This is a genomic window from Bradyrhizobium sp. Leo170, from assembly GCF_004296405.1.
GTDB lineage: Bacteria > Pseudomonadota > Alphaproteobacteria > Rhizobiales > Xanthobacteraceae > Bradyrhizobium.
The window spans coordinates 1-18461 of the sequence record NZ_PSRR01000019.1 but is presented as its reverse complement, the minus strand read 5'-3'; the positions used below and the strand labels follow the sequence as shown (position 1 = coordinate 18461).

18 protein-coding genes and 1 pseudogene are annotated in these 18461 nt (G+C 65.1%); 8 read left to right on the top strand and 11 right to left on the bottom strand.

What is annotated here, in order from left to right; translation table 11 throughout:
* Positions 1 to 22 precede the first annotated feature (22 nt).
* The 5 genes and pseudogenes from CWO89_RS05885 to cobS form a co-directional block, all read right to left on the bottom strand.
* Positions 23 to 802 carry a Bug family tripartite tricarboxylate transporter substrate binding protein gene (locus CWO89_RS05885; protein ID WP_245475760.1) on the bottom strand — a complete coding sequence of 260 codons (780 nt, stop codon included), beginning with the start codon at positions 800 to 802 and terminating at the stop codon, positions 23 to 25.
* Positions 799 to 978, bottom strand: coding sequence for a hypothetical protein (locus CWO89_RS47615; RefSeq protein WP_245475758.1), 180 nt, complete (start codon positions 976 to 978; stop codon positions 799 to 801). Before CWO89_RS47615 ends, CWO89_RS05885 begins: the two co-directional genes overlap by 4 nt.
* An 85-nt stretch (positions 979 to 1063) precedes the next feature.
* A complete protein-coding gene (locus CWO89_RS05880) occupies positions 1064 to 2152 on the bottom strand; it encodes an esterase-like activity of phytase family protein (protein WP_245475757.1) in 1089 nt (362 codons plus the stop codon).
* A 114-nt stretch (positions 2153 to 2266) separates the two neighbouring features.
* Positions 2267 to 4161 (bottom strand): annotated as a pseudogene (gene cobT, locus CWO89_RS05875) (cobaltochelatase subunit CobT).
* A 181-nt stretch (positions 4162 to 4342) separates the two neighbouring features.
* Positions 4343 to 5341, bottom strand: coding sequence for a cobaltochelatase subunit CobS (gene cobS / locus CWO89_RS05870; RefSeq protein ID WP_130577697.1), 999 nt, complete (start codon positions 5339 to 5341; stop codon positions 4343 to 4345).
* A gap of 282 nt (positions 5342 to 5623) precedes the next feature.
* Here cobS and CWO89_RS05865 point away from each other — a divergent pair, with 282 nt between their 5' ends.
* On the top strand, positions 5624 to 6283 hold the full coding sequence (locus tag CWO89_RS05865; RefSeq protein WP_130577696.1) for a DedA family protein: 660 nt from the start codon (positions 5624 to 5626) through the stop codon (positions 6281 to 6283).
* A gap of 126 nt (positions 6284 to 6409) precedes the next feature.
* Here CWO89_RS05865 and CWO89_RS05860 read toward each other — a convergent pair whose 3' ends face one another.
* Entirely contained in the window at positions 6410 to 7633 is a 1224-nt protein-coding gene (locus CWO89_RS05860; RefSeq protein WP_130577695.1) for a citrate synthase family protein, read from the bottom strand.
* Positions 7634 to 7706: 73 nt separating this feature from the next.
* On the opposite strand from CWO89_RS05860, the gene CWO89_RS05855 reads away from it, so the two are divergent.
* Complete coding sequence (locus CWO89_RS05855) at positions 7707 to 8801, top strand: citrate synthase/methylcitrate synthase (protein ID WP_130577694.1); 1095 nt, start codon at positions 7707 to 7709, stop codon at positions 8799 to 8801.
* 161 nt (positions 8802 to 8962) lie between these two features.
* Here the strand turns inward: CWO89_RS05855 and CWO89_RS05850 are convergent, their stop codons facing one another.
* Complete coding sequence (locus CWO89_RS05850) at positions 8963 to 9613, bottom strand: J domain-containing protein (RefSeq protein WP_130577693.1); 651 nt, start codon at positions 9611 to 9613, stop codon at positions 8963 to 8965.
* A gap of 109 nt (positions 9614 to 9722) precedes the next feature.
* Between CWO89_RS05850 and CWO89_RS05845 the strand changes: the two genes are divergently transcribed.
* Both CWO89_RS05845 and CWO89_RS05840 read left to right on the top strand, forming a co-directional pair.
* Positions 9723 to 9998, top strand: a complete 276-nt coding sequence (locus CWO89_RS05845) for a BolA family protein (RefSeq protein WP_130577719.1) — start codon at positions 9723 to 9725, stop codon at positions 9996 to 9998.
* Between the two features lie 177 nt (positions 9999 to 10175).
* Positions 10176 to 10622 carry a hypothetical protein gene (locus CWO89_RS05840; RefSeq protein WP_130577692.1) on the top strand — a complete coding sequence of 149 codons (447 nt, stop codon included), beginning with the start codon at positions 10176 to 10178 and terminating at the stop codon, positions 10620 to 10622.
* 77 nt (positions 10623 to 10699) lie between these two features.
* Here the strand turns inward: CWO89_RS05840 and CWO89_RS05835 are convergent, their stop codons facing one another.
* The 3 genes from CWO89_RS05835 to CWO89_RS05825 all read right to left on the bottom strand — a co-directional run bounded on the left by CWO89_RS05835 (position 10700) and on the right by CWO89_RS05825 (position 13858).
* Positions 10700 to 12007 (bottom strand): HlyC/CorC family transporter, encoded by a 1308-nt coding sequence (locus CWO89_RS05835; protein WP_130577691.1) that lies wholly within the window; start codon positions 12005 to 12007, stop codon positions 10700 to 10702.
* 79 nt (positions 12008 to 12086) lie between these two features.
* Positions 12087 to 13232, bottom strand: coding sequence for a 3-dehydroquinate synthase (gene aroB, locus CWO89_RS05830; protein ID WP_130577690.1), 1146 nt, complete (start codon positions 13230 to 13232; stop codon positions 12087 to 12089).
* The gene (locus tag CWO89_RS05825) at positions 13229 to 13858 is read right to left on the bottom strand and encodes a shikimate kinase (RefSeq protein ID WP_130577689.1); all 630 of its coding nucleotides are present in this window, start codon (positions 13856 to 13858) and stop codon (positions 13229 to 13231) included. Before CWO89_RS05825 ends, aroB begins: the two co-directional genes overlap by 4 nt.
* A 140-nt stretch (positions 13859 to 13998) precedes the next feature.
* Here CWO89_RS05825 and CWO89_RS05820 point away from each other — a divergent pair, with 140 nt between their 5' ends.
* The 4 genes from CWO89_RS05820 (at position 13999) to CWO89_RS05805 (ending at position 18107) form a co-directional block, all read left to right on the top strand.
* Positions 13999 to 14145 carry a histidine kinase gene (locus tag CWO89_RS05820; protein ID WP_130577688.1) on the top strand — a complete coding sequence of 49 codons (147 nt, stop codon included), beginning with the start codon at positions 13999 to 14001 and terminating at the stop codon, positions 14143 to 14145.
* A gap of 94 nt (positions 14146 to 14239) precedes the next feature.
* Entirely contained in the window at positions 14240 to 15160 is a 921-nt protein-coding gene (xerD, locus tag CWO89_RS05815) for a site-specific tyrosine recombinase XerD (protein ID WP_349644865.1), read from the top strand.
* Between the two features lie 211 nt (positions 15161 to 15371).
* Positions 15372 to 16334, top strand: coding sequence for an acetyl-CoA carboxylase carboxyltransferase subunit alpha (locus CWO89_RS05810; RefSeq protein ID WP_130577686.1), 963 nt, complete (start codon positions 15372 to 15374; stop codon positions 16332 to 16334).
* Positions 16335 to 16562: 228 nt separating this feature from the next.
* A complete protein-coding gene (locus tag CWO89_RS05805) occupies positions 16563 to 18107 on the top strand; it encodes a L,D-transpeptidase family protein (RefSeq protein ID WP_130577685.1) in 1545 nt (514 codons plus the stop codon).
* Positions 18108 to 18241: 134 nt separating this feature from the next.
* Here the strand turns inward: CWO89_RS05805 and CWO89_RS46840 are convergent.
* On the bottom strand, positions 18242 to 18461 hold a 220-nt coding region (locus CWO89_RS46840; RefSeq protein WP_207234409.1), incomplete at its 5' end, for a hypothetical protein.

Sequence of the window (18461 nt, the reverse complement as noted above, 5' to 3'; positions counted from 1 at the left end):
CGGCCCCGTCTCAAGCTGTCAGCTACTGCTTGATTCCGGCCGCCTTGATCAACTCCAGGTTAGCGGCGGTCTCGCGCTTGATGAAATCGTCCATCTGGTCTGATGTCATCGGCATCGGCTCGACGCCGAGCTTCTTCAGGCTTGCCTGCGTCGCCGGATCATTCAACACCCTCATGCCTGCAGCGTGAAATTTGTCGATGATGTCGCGCGGCGTTTTCGCCGGCACGAAGATCCCGAACCAGCTCATGCTGTCGGCGCCGGTCAAACCGATCTCCGACGGAGACGGCACATCGGGCAAATCGGCGGCGCGCTTCGGCGTCGACACCAACAGCGCCTTCACCTGGCCGTCGCGGATCAGGGGCAGCGCGGTCGCGAGCGGGCAGAAATAGAGATCGATGCGCCCGCCCAGGATGTCGGCAATCACTTCGGGACCGCCGCGATAGGGCACGTGGGTGCCTTCGATGCCGGCGGCGAGAAGGAATTTTTCGGCGCTGATATGCACGGCGCTGCCGACGCCGACCGAACCAAAGGAGATCGAGCCGGGCTTCGCCTTGGCGTCGGCAATGAAATCCTGGATGGTTTTCCAGGGCCGCTCTTTCGGCACGATCATGACATTGGCGCTGGAGCCGATCATCAGCACCGACGAAAGGTCTTTGGTCGCGTCGAAAGAAAGATTCGGGAAGATTGCCGGCGCAATGGTCAGCGCCGAGGAATGCGCGAGCACGTTGTAGCCGTCAGGCTCCGCCTTGGCGACGAGGCCGGTGCCGAGCGTGCCGCCAGCGCCGGCGCGGTTCTCGATCACGAAGGGCTGGCCGAGCTCGCCGAGAGCCGATCGAACACCAGGCGCGGCACCACATCGGTGGCGCTGCCCGCGCCGAACGGGATCGTCGCCTTGATCAGGCGCGAGGGCCAGGTCTCCGCCTGTGCAACTGCGGCAAACAAACTCGCGGCGATGAGAATGGAAAACAACTTGCGCATCATGGCTCTCGATTTCGATTGACGCCGCGGCGCTGCAAGAACCGTTCCGCTGGCCGCCGGGTTTGCCAACCCCGAAACCAGTCTCCTATTCCACCAGCGTGAACTGCAGCAGGAGCGTACGCTGGATCATCGAGAAATTATCGTCGGAGATCATGGTGATCACGGTGTCGCCTTCGGCCGTGGTGTGGGCGTCGATGCCCTCCATGTTGTCGATCTCGTTGCCAAGATCGGCGTTGAAGACCGAAGGACCGTCGAGGACGGCGCCCGGCATCACGGACGCAAGCTCGACGCGGCGGATGCGGATGCCGACGCCGCCAACCCAGGAGAATTTGCGCTCGAGCAGCAGCAGGTCGCCGGACGGCAGCAGCACCGCGTCGCTGATGTCGAAACTGTCGGTGCGGCGAACGGAAAACTGCCCCGGCGTCTTGCCGCCGACCAGGAAGCCGATGATGTTGCCCCGCGCATCGAGGCCGCGCTCAGAGATCGCGATCAGCGTTCCCGCCAGCGGCTGGCCTTGCGGCACCATCACCAGCGCCTCCAGCCCCTTGTTGTTCGGAAGCCGTTTCGCGGCCGGCGGGAGCGGCACCACCTCGCCACGTGCGCGCGTGAATCCCTTGGCGAAATCGAACCGCAGCACCTGGTTGACACGCTCGAGCCCGACATAAACGAACGAGCCGTCGAGCGCCATGGATTCAGAATCGTACCAGCCGCGCGCGGTGATCGGCCTGCCATCCGGGCCGAGCAGCGGCGCCGCCTCGACATCGGCGAGCCCCGTCATCTCGCGGCCTTTGTAAACGATGCGGCCGGTGAACCAGCTACCGTGGTCGCTGAGGGCGATGAAGCGTTCGCCCTTTGCATCGAGCCGCAACGCCGACAGGCCGCCGAAGCCGCGAAAGGAAGAGGTCAGCACCAATCCGCTGCGATATTCCAGCGCGCCGAACCTGACATGCGCGCGATCGCGGATATCGAAGGAAGCCAGCGGCCGCGCATTGACATCGATCGAGACCGGCGCCGCCACCGTGGACTCGCTCGGCAGGATCGGTTTCGTCGGCGGCTCGAGAACGGTCTGCGCGCGCGCCGCGGATGGCAGCGCCGTGGTCGCAAGACCCGCCGCGGCGATGCCCAGGAAGCGGCGGCGGGAAAGATCTCCATCCCTCATGGTGAGGAGGCGCATTCGCGCCGTCTCGAACCATGAGGCCCGGCAGCTTCCTCGTCGTCCGAGGGGCAGCGGCGACGCCGCTCCTCGGGATGAGACGATCCGTTGGCGCGGCGCGTCATGTCATGATGTTCAAGAATGCAGCCGCCTGGGCCGGCGTTCCGCGGGAGCAGGGCCGTGAGTCTCGCTGAAGAGCTCGGCGAGCTTCTCGGTGATGGCGCCGCCGAGTTCTTCGGCATCGACGATGGTGACGGCGCGGCGATAGTAGCGCGTGACGTCGTGGCCGATCCCGATCGCGATCAGCTCGACCGGCGAGCGGGTCTCGATCTCCTCGATGATGTGGCGCAGATGCCGCTCGAGGTAGTTGCCGGGATTGACCGACAGCGTGGAATCATCGACCGGCGCGCGTCGGAGATCATCATCAGGATCTTGCGCTGCTCGGAACGAGCCAGCAGGCGCTTGTGCGCCCAGTCCAGCGCCTCGCCGTCGATGTTCTCCTTGAGCAAGCCCTCGCGCATCATCAGGCCGAGATTCTTCCGCGCCCGCCGCCACGGCGCGTCGGCTGACTTGTAGATGATGTGACGGAGATCGTTGAGCCGGCCGGGATTCGGCGGCTTGCCGGCGGCAAGCCAGGCTTCGCGGGACTGCCCGCCCTTCCAGGCGCGCGTCGTGAAGCCGAGGATCTCGACCTTGACGCCGCAGCGCTCCAGCGTGCGCGCCAGGATATCCGCACAGGTGGCGGCGACTGTGATCGGGCGGCCGCGCATCGAGCCGGAATTGTCGAGCAGCAGCGTCACCACGGTGTCGCGGAAGGTCGCTTCCTTCTCGCGCATGAACGACAGCGGGTGATAGGGATCGGTGACGACGCGCGACAGGCGCGCAGGATCGAGAATGCCCTCTTCGAGGTCGAATTCCCAGGCGCGGTTCTGCTGCGCCATCAGGCGGCGCTGCAACCGATTGGCCAGCCGCGCGACGATGCCCTGCAGATGCGCGAGCTGTTTGTCGAGATAGGAGCGCAGGCGCTCCAGCTCGTCATGGTCGCAGAGGTCTTCGGCCGCGACGATCTCGTCGAATTTCGGTGCAAAGGCGTGATATTCGGGACCGCGCGGCTCGTTGCCGCCACGCGTGTTCGGCCGCGTCGCCTCGCCCGGCGTTTCGTCGTCGCCGAGCTCGCCGTCGTCGAAGGTGTCGCTGGTGGACGCCTGCGCGCTTTCCATCGCACTCTCGGACATCTCTTCCGAGGTCGTCTGCGCCTGGTCGGCGCTCATCTCCTGCGCGGCGTCGGAATCAGGCGAGCCTTCGGCGCCGGACTGATCGCTCTCGCCATCCGGATTTTCATCCTGGTTGTCGTCCTCGTCGGAGTCCATGTCGCGCTCGTCGCCGAGGTCGAGCGCCGACAACAGATCATGCACGAGGTCGCCGAACCTGGCCTGGTCCTCGGTGAATCGCGCCAGTTTATCGAGCCGCGTGCCGATCTTGTCTTCCAATAGCGGGCGCCAAAGGTCGACCATCTTGCGCGCAGCCTGAGGGGGCGCCAGTCCGGTCAGCCGCTCGCGCACCAGCATCGCCAGCGCATCCGCCAGCGGCGCATCGGCGCGGTCGGTGATCTCGTCATACTTGCCGCGGTGAAAATGATCGTCGAGCATCGCGTTGAGGTTTTTCGCAACGCCCGCCATCCGCCGCGAGCCGATCGCCTCGACGCGCGCCTGCTCGACCGCCTCGAACACGCCGCGCGCCTGCGGATTGCCCGGGATCAGCTTGCGATGCACCTTGGGATCGTGACAGGCGAGCTTCAGTGCGATCGAGTCCGCGTGGCCGCGCACGATCGCGGCGTCACGCTTGGTCAGTTTGCGCGCAGGCTCCGGCAGTCGCGCCTTGCCGGGCGCAAGCCCCGGGCGTTCGGCGGCGAAGGAGACTTCGAGCTCCGGCGCCTTCGCGATCGCCTTCAGGCACGAGGTCACCGCGCGCTTGAACGGCTCGGTCGGCGCTTCCTTCGTTCCGCGGAATTTCGAGTTGGAGATGGTCATCTCGATCTCACCGTCGTCCTCGCGAAGGCGGGGACCTATAACCACAGGAAGAAGTTGTTGAGCGCGATGGCGGCCCCAATCTTCGCAACAACCACGTCCTGGGGTTATCGCGACGAGCGCGAGCGCTCGCTCGGGAGATCCCGGATCGCGCTTCGCTTGTCCGGGACGACATCGTCGGTCCTTAGCTGAGCGCTACGTTGACAGCGGATTCGGGCAGCTCCGCATTGAAGCAGCGCTGATAGAATTCAGCCACCAGCGGCCGCTCGAGCTCGTCGCACTTGTTGAGGAAGGTGACGCGGAAGGCAAACCCGATATCGCCGAAGATCTCGGAGTTTTCCGCCCAGGTGATCACCGTGCGCGGGCTCATCACCGTCGACAGATCGCCATTGGCGAAGGCGTTGCGGGTGAGATCGGCGAGCCGCACCATCTTGTTGACGATGTCGCGGCCTTCCTGGCTGCGATAGTGCTTCGCCTTGGCGAGCACGATCTCGACTTCCTCGTCATGGGCGAGGTAGTTCAATGTGGTGACGATCGACCAGCGGTCCATCTGGCCCTGGTTGATCTGCTGGGTGCCGTGATAGAGGCCCGACGTGTCGCCAAGGCCGATCGTGTTGGCGGTCGCGAACAGACGGAACGCCGGATGCGGCTTGATCACCTTGTTCTGGTCGAGCAGCGTCAGCCGGCCGGAGACCTCCAGCACGCGCTGGATCACGAACATCACGTCAGGCCGGCCGGCGTCATACTCGTCGAACACCAGCGCGACATTGTGCTGCAGCGCCCAGGGCAGGATGCCGTCGCGGAACTCGGTGACCTGCTTGCCGTCCCGGACCACGATGGAGTCCTTGCCGACCAGGTCGATACGGCTGATATGGCTGTCGAGATTGACGCGCACGCAGGGCCAGTTGAGCCGCGCTGCAACCTGCTCGATATGGGTCGACTTGCCGGTGCCGTGATAGCCGGTGACCATCACGCGGCGGTTCCTGGCGAAGCCGGCGAGGATCGCGAGCGTGGTGGCGCGGTCGAAGCGGTAATCCGCATCAACCTCCGGCACGTGCGGGTCGACTTCCGCATAGGCCGGCACCTCAAGGTCGCTATCGATGCCGAACACCTGCCGGACCGATACTTTCATGTCGGGCAAGCCGACGGTGTCTTCCAATGTGGTCTGGGCGGCGGTCGTCATTCGTCCTCCGAGGTCCCGGGAATCCCGAAACCAGATTATTCGTTTGGCTGCGGATTGGGTGCTCTGCACAAGCCTAGCAGAGTGCAACCGCCGGCAGAAGCCCGCGGCGCGATCAAAGTTCCGTTGTCCTTTCATAAAGATAGGTGCTGGACGCGGTTTTTGGAGGGCTGCCCTGCGAATCGTGCTGCACTTTGCCGCGAGGGCGCGCCGCGATCCCTTTCCACGCCGGAGGCGAGTTGTTAGCTCTGGAGGTCAGGCAAGACCGTGAGCTGCGGGAATTTTGTGACCACATTCCTCGACCCCCTGATCACTTTCGTTTCGGCCCATGCGTGGCTTGCCTATCTGACGCTGTTTCTGGCCGCCTTTCTGGAGGCGGTTCCGGTGGCGGGGTCGCTGGTGCCCGGCTCGACCATCATCCTGGCGATGGGCGCGCTCATCCCCGGCGGCGAGCTGAAGCTCTGGCCCGTGCTGGCGGCCACCGCCGCAGGCGCCCTGCTCGGCGACGGCTCCGCCTACTGGATCGGCCATCGCCGCCAGCGCGAGATTCTGAGCGCATGGCCGCTGTCCGGCTATCCGCGCCTGATCGAGCAGAGCGAGGCATTCTTCCACCGTTGGGGCACGCTCGCGGTGTTCTTTGCGCGCTTCGTGCCGCCGTTCCGCGCCTTCGTGCCGCTCACCGCCGGCGCGCTGGATATGCCGCCGGTGCGCTTCTACAGCGTCAATATCCCCGCGGTCCTGCTCTGGGCGCCGGTGCATGTGCTGCCGGGCGTGCTCGCGATCTCGGCGCTGCATGAGTATGGCGGGCTGCCGTATCACCATCACGTCGGCAAGCATATCTGGATGCTGGCGGTGATCGGCGGCGCCTTGATCCTGACGCTGGTGCTTTGGATCATCCGCCGCCGGCGCGGCGTGATCGAGCCAGCGGCAAAGTCCGGCACGTAGCCTGGGTGGAGCCAACGGGTCGCGCGAACGCGCGCCCGATGACAGGCTCCGCGCAACCGGGGACATCCCTATCAATGGTCGCCGGCGGTCCGGGGTTACGCTGGCGCTCCACCCGGGCTGCGCATCTCAAATGGTTTTGGCGGCCGCGCTGCGTCCGGGCGCCGGCCCGACATATCGTGCGCGCGGGCGGATCAGCCGGCCGTGCTGCAATTGCTCGCTGGCATGCGCGATCCAGCCGACGCTGCGCGCCATCGCGAACAGCGCGAGTTCGCTGTCGACCGGAAGCCGCAGGCTGTGCACCAGCACGGCCAGCGCATAGTCGATATTGACGAACTCGCCGGTCGCCTCCGCGATCCGCTCCGGAACCTCCCTGGTGAATTTGCGCGCGGCGCCGGTGCGCGCGAGCGCATCCAACAGCGACTGCGCACGAGGATCGCCGCGCCGGTAGACGCCATGACCGAAACCAGCGAAGCGCTCGCCGAGCGCGACACGCTCGCGGATCACGGGTTCGACGTCCTGGTCGACGAGCGTCTTCACCAGCCGCGACGCCAGCACGCCGGCGCCGCCGTGCTTCGGACCCTTCAGCGCGGCGAGGCCGGCGATGACGGCGTCATAGAGATTGAGCCCGGTCGAGGCGGCGCAGCGCGCCGTGAAGGTCGAGGCATTCAATTCGTGATCGGCGAGCAGCACCAACGTGCGGCGGATCAGGTCGGCGGCATGCTTGTTGTCGCCCGCCCAGGCGTCGGCGATCTGCACATGTAACGGTTCGGACGACGGCTCGCGGTTCAGCATGGTCGCAACCAGCAGCCTGACGATGCGCGCGCCGACCATGGCGCGGCCGTCTGGCGCGCGGGTGAAGGCACGCGGATCGGCGCTTGCGGCCAGCGCCAGCACGGCAATGGCACGGTCGATCGGTGCGGCGCGGCGCGCGGCCTCCGCGATGGCACGCATCTCGTCCGAGACGAACGGGCAGTTGCCCGGCGCGAAGGGATCGACGCCCGTCACGTCCCACAACAGCGTCGCCGTGTGTTCGAGCGTGTCTTTCTCGGCGAGATCGACGCAGTTCACGCCGCGGTAGATCGGCCCGTCCTCTGTGATCGTCGCGATCGCCGAGTCCATCACCGGCAGATCGGCATCGAAGCTGCGCAGGCCCCGCGGCTCCGGCGACGGGGTACGGCGCTCCTTCAACCCGCGCACATCCTCAGCGCGATAACGGTGGCTGCGGGAATCCGCCGATGGCTCGGAGCGGATCAGGCCGCGGCTGACATAGGCGTAGAGCGTAGCCGGAGAGATCGCGAGCTCGGCCGCTGCCTCGCGGGCGGAGAGGTAAAGGCCATCGGATTTTTTCATCTTGATTAAGCTAATCAAGATTGATCAATCTGTCGAGAGGATCGACTTTCCTAATCACGAAAGGAGATCCGCCATGAATATCCAGGTGACGAAGAGCCCGATCGGGCTGGACGGCATTCCCGCCGCCGAAACCGTGCTTAGCCACGTCGACGGCGAGCGCGGCGAACTGATCATCGCGGGCGAGCACATCCGGGTGCTCGCCTCGACATCGAGCTTCGAGGGCGTCACCGCGCGATTGTGGAACGCCGCAACCGGGAGCGCGCTCAGCGAGGCCAATGTGCGCGCCAAGCTTGGTGCCGCGCGCGAGCGCGCCTTCGCGCGATTGCCGGAATTGCTGCCGGCGACCCGCGGCATGTCGATCGTGGACGGCTTCCGCGCCGCGGTGGCGGGCTTGCGCGCCGAAAACGGGCTTGAGCACGAAGCGACGATCGTCGGCGCCTTTCCGGTGATCGCCGGCGCGCTGGTGCAGCGGGCCAAGGGCAACGATCCAGTCGCACCGGATCCGAATGTCAGCCACGCCGCGGATACGCTGACGATGCTGCTCAACCGCAAGCCGGAGCCGCGCGAGGTCGCGGCACTGGATGCCTATCTCGTCACGGTCTGCGATCACGGCATGAACGCCTCCACCTTCGCGACGCGCGTGGTGGCCTCGACGCAGGCCGACCTGTTCGCGGCCGTCACCGCCGGCTATTGCGCGCTGACCGGGCCGCTCCATGGCGGCGCGCCGGAGCCGGTACTTGAGATGCTCGATGCGATCGGGACGCGCGAGCGCATCAGGCCCTGGGTCGATGCGGCGCTGGCGCGCGGCGAGCGGCTGATGGGATTCGGCCATCGCGTCTATCGCGTGCGCGATCCCCGCGCGGATGTGCTGAAGGATGCGATCGAGCGGTTAGCTGCCGAAGGCGCCGACCTGCCATTCGCCGGTGAGGTCGAGGCCTATATTCGCGAGGCGCTGCGGCGGAAGAATCCGACCCGGCCGCTGGAAACGAATGTCGAGTTCTTCACCGCGATCCTGCTCGATGCGCTTTCCATTCCGCGGCAGGCCTTCACGCCGATCTTCGCGGTGGCGCGCTCTGCGGGATGGACCGCGCATGCGCGCGAACAGCAGCGCACCGGCCGGCTGATCCGGCCAAGCTCGTCCTATGTGGGGCCAATGCCGAAAGTGTGAGGCGCAGACCGTCAAAGGGACGACGGCAGCGACACAAATTCCGCCCCCGGGACCCATAACCACTGACGTGAATTGTAACTAAGACTGGGCCGACATTTTGCCGTAACCACGGGATCCTGTGGTTATTATGGGTCCCGGGTCAAGCCCGGGACGACAGTGTGCTACGCCTCGCGCACCACCGTCTTTAGATAGTTATACGCCTTGATGATCTCGATCAGGCGGTCTTCGGTAGAACGATCGCCACCGTTGGCGTCGGGATGGTGCTGCTTCACCAGCGCCTTGTACTTCGCCTTGACGTCTTCGAGCGTCGCCTCGGCGGAGAGTCCCATCACCTGCAGTGCCTTGCGCTCGGCGTTCATTACCTTGCGCGCCTCGGGCTTGGCCTGCGCGCCGGGGCCAGGCCGCCAGCCAGCACGGCCATTGAGTTCGGAGAACACGTTAAAGGGATCGGCGGCGCCGCCGAGATCGTCCTCGGCACTACCCTTGCCATGCTTGGCGCTGGTGTTGGCGCCCATCTTCCAGGTCGGGCGATGGCCGGTCAGCGCATCCTTCTGGTAGCGCGCCACCGCCTCGGGATTCATGCCCTGGAAGAAATTGTAGGACTGGTTGTATTCGCGAACATGGTCGAGGCAGAAATGCCAATACTCGCGCGAGTTCTCGCGGCCCTTCGGCGCGCGGTGCGAACCCTTGTTCTGACAGCCGGCCCATTCGCAGGTGATGGCTTCCTGGCCAGCCTGCGCCTGGCGCTTCGCACTCACCTTCGTCGGCTTGATGCGAATGGAGTCGAAGAATTTTGATGAATCGATCGCCATGACTGACTTTGACTACGCAATGCAAAAAGCTTCAAGTCTTGACATTGCGAATACCTCTGCTTCGGATGTGCCATTGACGAAATGCAGCCTTCGAACTATTGCCGCCGCCATGAGCACAAGAGATGTTATTATAAACAAGTTGCGTGAAGCTTTCTTGCCCGAAAGCCTCGAGGTCCACGATGAATCACATCTGCATGAGGGCCACGCGGGGCATCGGCCAGGCGGCGAGACGCATTTCCGTGTCTATATTGTATCTCAAGCGTTCGAAGGGAAGAGCCGGATCGAACGCCATCGCATGATTAATGCGGCACTGGCTCAGGAACTCGTGGATCGCGTGCATGCGCTCGCGATCCACGCGCAGGCCCCAGCGGAACGACCGCGCTGAAGGACGCCGCCTGGAAATTTAGCTGAAGAACACGGCCGAACTGCGGTTTTGATCAACGTCGCGCAAGACGCCACGGCTGTTTTCCTTTATCAGAGATAGCTGCCTGGGCGATGGACAGTTCCATTGGAATTGGGCAGGCTCATTGCACCATCGTCACCTGTAACGAGGGGCTGTCAGATGGTTCACTGGGCACATCTGCGATTGGCCGCGGCCGTGATGGCAATGCTGGCGCTCTCTGTGCCCGTACCGGCTGCGGCACAGGCCATGCCGAGCCCGCTCGTTCAGGAAGTGCTCGTGAAAAGCATTCTGGTGACGCTGAGCGATGCCGTCGCCGCCAATAATTTCACGGTCCTGCACGCCAAGCTCTCAAAGCCGTTCGCCGGGCAGTTTCCGCCGGAGAAGCTGCAGGCCGTCTTCAAGGATCTCGTCGACAAGCACGCGGTGTTCGACGCCGTGGTGGCAAAGCCCGTCGTTGCAGACGAGGAGGCAAAGATTGACGACAAGGGCGTGCTGCGCCTGAAGGGCCATTTCGAGACCACGCCGAAGCAGGTGAAGTATCAGCTCGCCTTCATCCCCGCCGACGGCACCTGGAAGCTTTCCGGCATCACCATCGACATTGAATAGGCGCCCTGCCTGATCCTCATCCTCCCGCCCGATCCTCACCCTGAGGAGATGGAGCGGATATGCGCTGCGCGGGCTGACTAGAACGCCGTCCCCGCGCGCTTCGGCCTAGGCTCTTCGGCCTCGGCTTCGCGTGGCAGCGCGGTGATGCGCAGTGCCGTGATGCGGTTGCGCTCGCGGCGCAGGACGCGGAAGCGGAAGCCGTGGAAGGTGAAGCTCTGGCCGCGTTCGGGAATCGAGCGCGCTTCATGGATCACGAGACCCGCCACGGTCGTGGCTTCCTCGTCTGGCAAATGCCAGTCCATCGCACGGTTGAGATCGCGGATCGGCACCGAGCCGTCGACCACCACGGAGCCGTCGGGCTGGGCACGAACACCCGCGACCACCACGTCGTGCTCGTCGGAAATGTCACCGACGATCTCCTCCAGGATATCTTCCAGTGTCACCAGGCCTTCGACTTCGCCATACTCGTCGACGACGAGGGCGAAGTGCGTCTTGCGGCGGCGGAACGCCTTGAGCTGCTCGGAGACAGGCCGCATCTCCGGCACGAACCAGGGCGGCAGCGCGATGGTCGAGACGTCGATGCTCGACGTGTCGCCATCGGCGGCGCGGATGGCGCGCAGCAAATCCTTGGCGTGCAGCACCCCGATGATGTTCTCGGGCTTGTCGCGCCACAGCGGAATGCGGGTGTACTCGGTGGCGAGCACCTCACGCACCAGTTCCTCCGGCGGCAGGTCCGCGTTGATCATGGTCATTTCGGTGCGATGGACCATCACGTCGGACACCTGCAACTCGCGCAGATCCAGGAGCCCGCCGAACATGTCGCGGTCCAGCTTCTCGACCTTGCCCTCATGATGCAACAGGTCGACGGCGCCGCGCAGTCGCTCGGTCGGCGACAGGATGGCCTGGTTGGCGCCGACCTTGATGCCGAAGAGTTTCATCAGAGCGAGCACGATGAACTCGATCACGGTCAGGAACGGTCCGAGCAGATAGACGGTGACCTTCATCGGCCGCGCCACCAGGAGCGATATCCGGTCGGGCGCGTTGATCGCGATGGTCTTCGGCAGCACCTCGGCGAAGATCACGACCGTCACCGTCATCACCGCGGTCGCATAGAGCACGCCGACATCGCCAAACCAGGCGGTGAGGATGCCGGTTGCGAGCGCCGATGCGCCGATATTGGCGATGTTGTTGCCGAGCAGCAGCGCGCCGATCAGCCGCTCGCGCATGTTGAACAGGCTGGAGACGACGCCGGCCTCGCGGTTGCCCTGCTTGGACAGCCGCAGCATGCTGGCGCGCGAAGCGCCGGTCAGCGCGGTCTCGCTCGCCGCGAAAAAGGCGGAGACCAACAGGCAGACGACGACGATTGCGAACGAAACCCAGGTCAAGCTACGTCATCCGAGCAGCGTCTTTGTCTTGGGCATGATCTCTTCGGAAAACCGGTTCCCACTTTTCCGGATCATGCTCTTAATTCTCGGCCAATTTTGCCTTCAGAAAGTCACGCACCGACGCAGGCTCGACGTCGCGCGCGATCACCGCGCGGCCGACGGCTTCCAGCAGAATGAAAGTCAGCTTGCCGCGCTTGACCTTCTTGTCCTGCGCCATCAGCGCCATCAGTGCGTCGGCATCGGCCAGTCCTTCCTGGGCGAAGCCGCCGATATCCTGCAGCCGGGTCGGCAATCCCACCGCGGCGAGGTGGCGTTTCACGCGCGCCGCGTCCGCTTGCGCGATCATGCCGAGGGAAGCGGAAAATTCTGCCGCCAGCGTCATGCCGATGGCAACGCCTTCGCCGTGGAACAGCCGGTCGGAAAAGCCCGTCGCCGCTTCCAGCGCGTGACCGAACGTGTGGCCGAGATTGAGCAGCGCGCGCTCGCCGGTCTCGCGTTCGTCGCGCGAGACGATCGCGGCCTTGGCGCGGCACGAGGTTGCGATCGCGTGCTCGCGCGCCGCGCCGCCCGAGAAGATGTCGGCGTGACTGGCTTCCAGCCAGGCGAAGAAAGCCTCATCGCCAAGCACGCCATATTTGGCGACCTCCGCATAGCCGGCACGGAACTGACGCGGCGACAGCGTGTCGAGCACGGCCGTATCGGCGACGACAAGCACCGGCTGGTGGAAGGCGCCGATCAGGTTCTTGCCCTGCGGCGAGTTGATCCCCGTCTTGCCGCCGACCGAGGAATCGACCTGCGCCAGCAGGGAGGTCGGAACCTGCACGAAATCGACGCCGCGGCGCAGGATGGCCGCGGCAAAGCCCGCGAGATCGCCAACCACGCCGCCGCCGAGCGCGATCACGAGATCGTTGCGCTCGATCTTGGCCGCGATCAGCGCTTCGCTGACCTGGGTCAGGCCGGTGTAGCTCTTCGAGCCCTCGCCCTCCTCGACGATGATGCGCGAACTCGAAATGCCCGCCGCCGCAAGCGACGCCTCGGTCGGCTCCAGCCAATGCTTCGCCACGGTGCGGTCGGTGACGATGGCGGCGCGCGTACCCGGGCGGAGCGCCGCAATGCGCGGCCCGAGCGACGGCAGCACCTCGCGCCCGATCACGATGTCGTAGGCGCGGTCGCCGAGCGCGACATCGACGGTGATGGGATCCGAGTGTTTCAGTGGCGCAGTCATGATGGGATGCTAATTCCGTTCGTTTCCGGTTGTGCCGTGCCGTTGCCACAGAGATGGGTATGCAACGCTTCGAGGCACTCTTCGACGATCCGGTCATGCGGCACGTCGCGCGACGAAATCGTCAGGTCAGCGCTCCGGTAGACCGGCTCGCGCTCGCCGAGCAGACGGTTGACCGTCCCCTCGGGATCCGCGGTCTGCAACAGCGGGCGATCGGCTCGGCGCCGCACCCGGCGCATGATGACATCGGCATCGGCGCGCAGCCAGAGCGAGATTGCCTTGGCACGGATGCAGTTGCGGGTCTCCTCACGCATGAACGCGCCGCCGCCGGTGGCGAGCACTGCCGGCCCGTCGCTAAGCAGGCGCGCGATTACCCGCGCCTCGCCATCCCTGAAATAGGCCTCGCCATGGGTTTCGAAAATCTCCGGGATCGACATGCCCGCCGCCGCCTCGATCTCGGTGTCGGCATCGGTGAAGGATAGCCTCAGCCGCGCGGCCAGCCGCCGGCCGATGGTCGATTTGCCGGCGCCCATCATGCCCACCAGCACGATCGACCTCGACCCCAGCGCGGCCAGGATGTCGGCCTCCAGGGACGGGAGCGCAGGTAGCGGTGGGGCGCTGTCTGGCATCTAAAGCTCGGTCTCTCGGCGAATTTGCGGCATTCCGGTCACCTATACTACCCCCGCCGATACCGTTGCCAGAGTCTTGCAACGGCTGAGGGAACATGGTGGATGATGCCGATGGTTAATTCGCCGCCCGAGCCTTCGATATGCCGAGCCTGTTCCGCTTCCTGACGGTCGTCGCCGTGATCGGCGGTATCGGCTACGGGATCATCTTCGCGCTGGCCAATTTCGTGACCCCGAAACCGCGGGAAATGACGGTGACGATCCCACCGGATAAGTTCCTCAAGAAATAGCCGCTATGATTCGGCGATGCGTCCCAAGACACGTTCCAAGACACCTGCCAAGACACCTGCCAAGACACCTGCCAAGACATCCGATGCCGGGCTGATCAGCCTGTTCCTCGACATGCTCGCGGCCGAACAGGGCGCGGGCGAGAACACGCTCGACGCCTATCGCCGCGACCTCGAGGACCTCTCCGAATTCCTCACCCATGCCGGCAAGAGCTTTGCCGGCGCGGACACCCAGACGCTGCGCGACTACCTCGCCGACCTCGACACGCGCGGGTTCAAATCAACCAGCGTCGCCCGCCGGCTTTCCTCGATGCGGCATCTGTTCCGATTCCTGCTCAACGAGCGCATCCGCAGCGACGATCCTGCTGCGATCCTCTCTGGCCCGAAGCGCGGCCGCGGCCTGCCCAAGGTGCTGTCGATCGCCGACGTCGACCGCATGCTGACGCGGGCGAAGGAACTCACGCAGACCGACACGACGCCGGCGCAGCGGCTGCGCGCGCTCCGGCTCCATTGCCTGCTCGAGGTGCTGTACGCCACCGGCTTGCGCGTCTCCGAACTGGTCTCGCTGCCGCTATCGGCGGCGCGGCGCGATGCGCGCATGATCGTGGTGCGCGGCAAGGGCAACAAGGAGCGGCTGGTGCCGCTGAACGAGGCCTCGCGGCAGGCGATGGCCGATTATCTCGCGGCGATGCAGGTCATGAAGCCGGAGAAGAAGGCCGCGCCGTCGAAATGGCTGTTTCCCTCCTTCGGCGAGAGCGGCCATTTGACCCGGCAGCATTTTGCCCGCGACCTCAAGGAATTGGCGGCCGCCTCCGGCCTGGCGCCGCGGCTCGTCTCCCCGCACGTGCTGCGGCATGCCTTTGCCAGCCACCTGCTCCACAACGGCGCAGACCTGCGCATCGTCCAGACCCTGCTCGGCCACACCGACATCTCGACCACCCAGATCTATACCCATGTGGTCGAGGAGCGGCTGAAGAGCCTGGTGCGCGACCTGCATCCGCTGGCGGAGAAGGCCTAGCCCGGTCGATCCCCGGATTGCGCTTCGCTCCATCCGGGCTACGGGTTACGCCTTGACTTCCGCGGCTTCTCACAGGAAAGAGCGTCACCGCTTGCGGTCAGCCCACGCGCCTCGGCTTAGGCTGCGTGTTAACTTATTGAAGATACAAAACTTCTCTTCCAGACCCCAGACCCGCTTCGCCGCCCGCCAGGTTCCTTCCTATATTGCCGTAATGCCGGATCAGATGCGCAGTTACCTCGACTTCGAAAAACCCGTCGCCGAGCTTGAATCCAAGATCGACGAATTGCGCGCGCTGGCGGCGTCCGGCAGCGACATCGGCGACGAGATCGCGCGGATCGAGGAGAAGGCCGGCCAGGCGCTGGCCGACCTTTATGCCAATCTGACGCCCTGGCAGAAGACGCTGGTGGCCCGGCACCCGCAGCGGCCGCATCTCACCGATTTCGTCAGCGCGCTCATCACCGAATTCACGCCGCTGGCTGGCGACCGCAAATTCGCCGACGACGAAGCCCTGCTCGGCGGCTTCGGCCGCTTCCGCGGCGAGAGCATCTGCGTGATCGGCCAGGAGAAGGGCGCCTCCACCGAGAGCCGGATCAAGCACAATTTCGGCATGGCGCGGCCCGAAGGCTACCGCAAGGCGGTCCGGCTGATGGAAATGGCCGACCGTTTCGGCATCCCGGTACTCTCCCTCGTCGATTCGGCCGGCGCCTATCCCGGCATCGGCGCGGAGGAGCGCGGACAGGCCGAAGCGATTGCGCGCTCGACCGACGCCTGCCTGTCGCTGGGCGTCCCCAATGTCGCGATCATTACCGGCGAGGGCATGTCGGGCGGCGCGATCGCGATCACCACGGCCAACCGCGTCCTGATGATGGAGCACGCGATCTACAGCGTGATCTCGCCGGAGGCGGCATCCTCGATCCTGTGGCGGGACGGCACCAAGGCGCAGGAAGCCGCCAACAGCATGAAGATCACCGCCCAGGACATGCTGCGATTCGGCGTGATCGACCAGATCCTGAAGGAGCCGCCGGGCGGCGCCCATCGCGATCCCGCCGCCATGATCGCGTCCACCGGCGATGCCATCGCGCAGGCCTTCGACGACCTACGAAATCTTGATGCGGACGCGATCCGCAAGCAGCGCCGCCAGAAGTTTCTCGATATCGGCCGCAAGCTCGCCTAGCTGGCCGCAAATCGCGGCATTTTGCTCCAGGTCGGCCAGTTTGGCCGCAATTCGGCCTAGAGGCGGGTTTTTAACCCTTGCTTGACCATGCCTGTCATGGTTCCGGCCCGCCGGACCCCGTTCAGGTTGCGGGTGGGAAGTCCAAAGGTTAGTATTTTAACGATCGCTTCAAGGCATAAAGGCTGACTTGGGGTTGCCCGAAATGCCTGGTGGGTGTGGAGCTTGGACTTGAATCACCGCACGCTGGTTCGCGCGCTTCTGGCCTCGGCTGCCCTTGCGGCCGCTGTATTGCTCGCCGGTTGCAATAGCGACGACATCTCACTCGCATCGAATGCCAAGGCCAACCAGCCGGTGCCGCCGAAGCTGGTCGCGGCGATTGCCGAAAAGGACATGGATCTGCAGTCGCCGATCCTGGTCCGCCTGTTCAAGCAGGAAGCCGAGCTCGAAGTCTGGAAGCAGGACCGCTCCGGCAGGTTCGCGCTGCTGAAGACCTATCCGATCTGCCGCTGGTCCGGCGATCTGGGCCCGAAGATCCGCGAGGGCGACCGCCAGGCGCCGGAGGGCTTCTATACGATCAGCCCCGGCCAGATGAACCCGCAATCGGCCTACTATCTCTCCTTCAACACCGGCTATCCCAACGCCTTCGACAAGGCGCTCGGCCGCACCGGCTCGCAGTTGATGGTGCATGGCGACTGCTCCTCGCGCGGCTGCTACGCGATGACCGACGAGCAGATCGCGGAGATCTATTCGCTCGGCCGCGAGTCCTTCTTTGGCGGCCAGAAGGCATTCCAGTTGCAGGCCTATCCGTTCCGGATGACGCCGGTGAACATGGCCAAGCACCGCAACAACCCGAACATGCCTTTCTGGAAGATGATCAAGGAAGGCTACGACCATTTCGAGGTGACGAAGCAGGAGCCGAAGGTCGACTTCTGCGAGAGGAAATATGTCTTCGACGCCGCCAAACCTGCGGGCGCTACCCGCGATCCGGCATTCGATGCGTCCGCCAAGTGCCCTGCCTATGTGATCCCGGACGAAATCGCGAGCGCCGTGCGCGAGAGGCAGCAGCAGGAGGCGGCCGAAGTCGCCAAGCTGATCTCCAAGGGCACGCCAGTGGCGCGGATGAACACCGGCATCGATGGCGGCATGAACAAGATCTTTGCCTCCAAGCTGCCGGAGGGCAGTACCGGCCTCTCCGAGGGCGGCGACAGCCAGAGCCTGGCGTCGCTGCAGTTGGCGCGTGCGCCCGGCACGATCCCGTCCACCGTCAATCCGCCGAAGCCGAACCTGGCGCAGCCCGAAGAGCCGGTGGTGGCGGTGTCGTCGACCTCATCGACGTCATCGACCTCGTCGACCAAGGTCGCTTCCGCGACGCCCGCGACGCAGTCAGGCGAGCAGTCGGAAGGCTTCTTCTCCAGCATCGCCCGCAAGGTCGGGATCGGCGCCACGGCCGACGCCAACGCCGCCGCCACCAGCGTGCCGCCCTCCGCACCCGCGGCGGCCGCGAAGCCGAAGGCGGTCGAGGCCAGGGCTGCCGACGCCAAGGCTGTTGAGATCAAGGCTGCTCAGACCAAGCCGCAATCGGTCGTTCGCGTCGCACCGAAGCCCGACACCAAGCTCGCCGCCGTCAAGCCGACGCTCAAGCCGACCGTCACCGATGCGCCGGCGACCTCGACCGCCGCAGCCGCGCCGGCCGCCAAGGACACGCAACTCTCCGGCTCGCAGCCGATCGTGCAGCCGAACTCCTTCGACGGCCGCTTCGGAGCGATGAAGTAGGCGCGGCGCCGCGAGGGCCAGCGCTTCCTCTGTCGTCATTGCGAGCGCAGCGAAGCAATCCATGCCTCGGCAAGCGGCGCGATGGATTGCTTCGCTGCGCTCGCAATGACGTGCGGAGAGTTCTGATTCAAATGTCAAACAGCGATTCCGTAGGATGGGTAGAGCGCAGCGAAACCCATCAGCTTTGGGAGCAAGCTGCGCGAATGATGGGTTTCGCTTCGCTCTACCCATCCTACGTCGGATTCAAACGGCGGATGTGAGTCCACATTCTCGCGGCGCTTTGCGTCCGAGCTTTGCGTTCGTTTCACCCTCTCATTGAGCGGAGGGCGCAGGGAAAGCCGGGTGCCGGTTGCA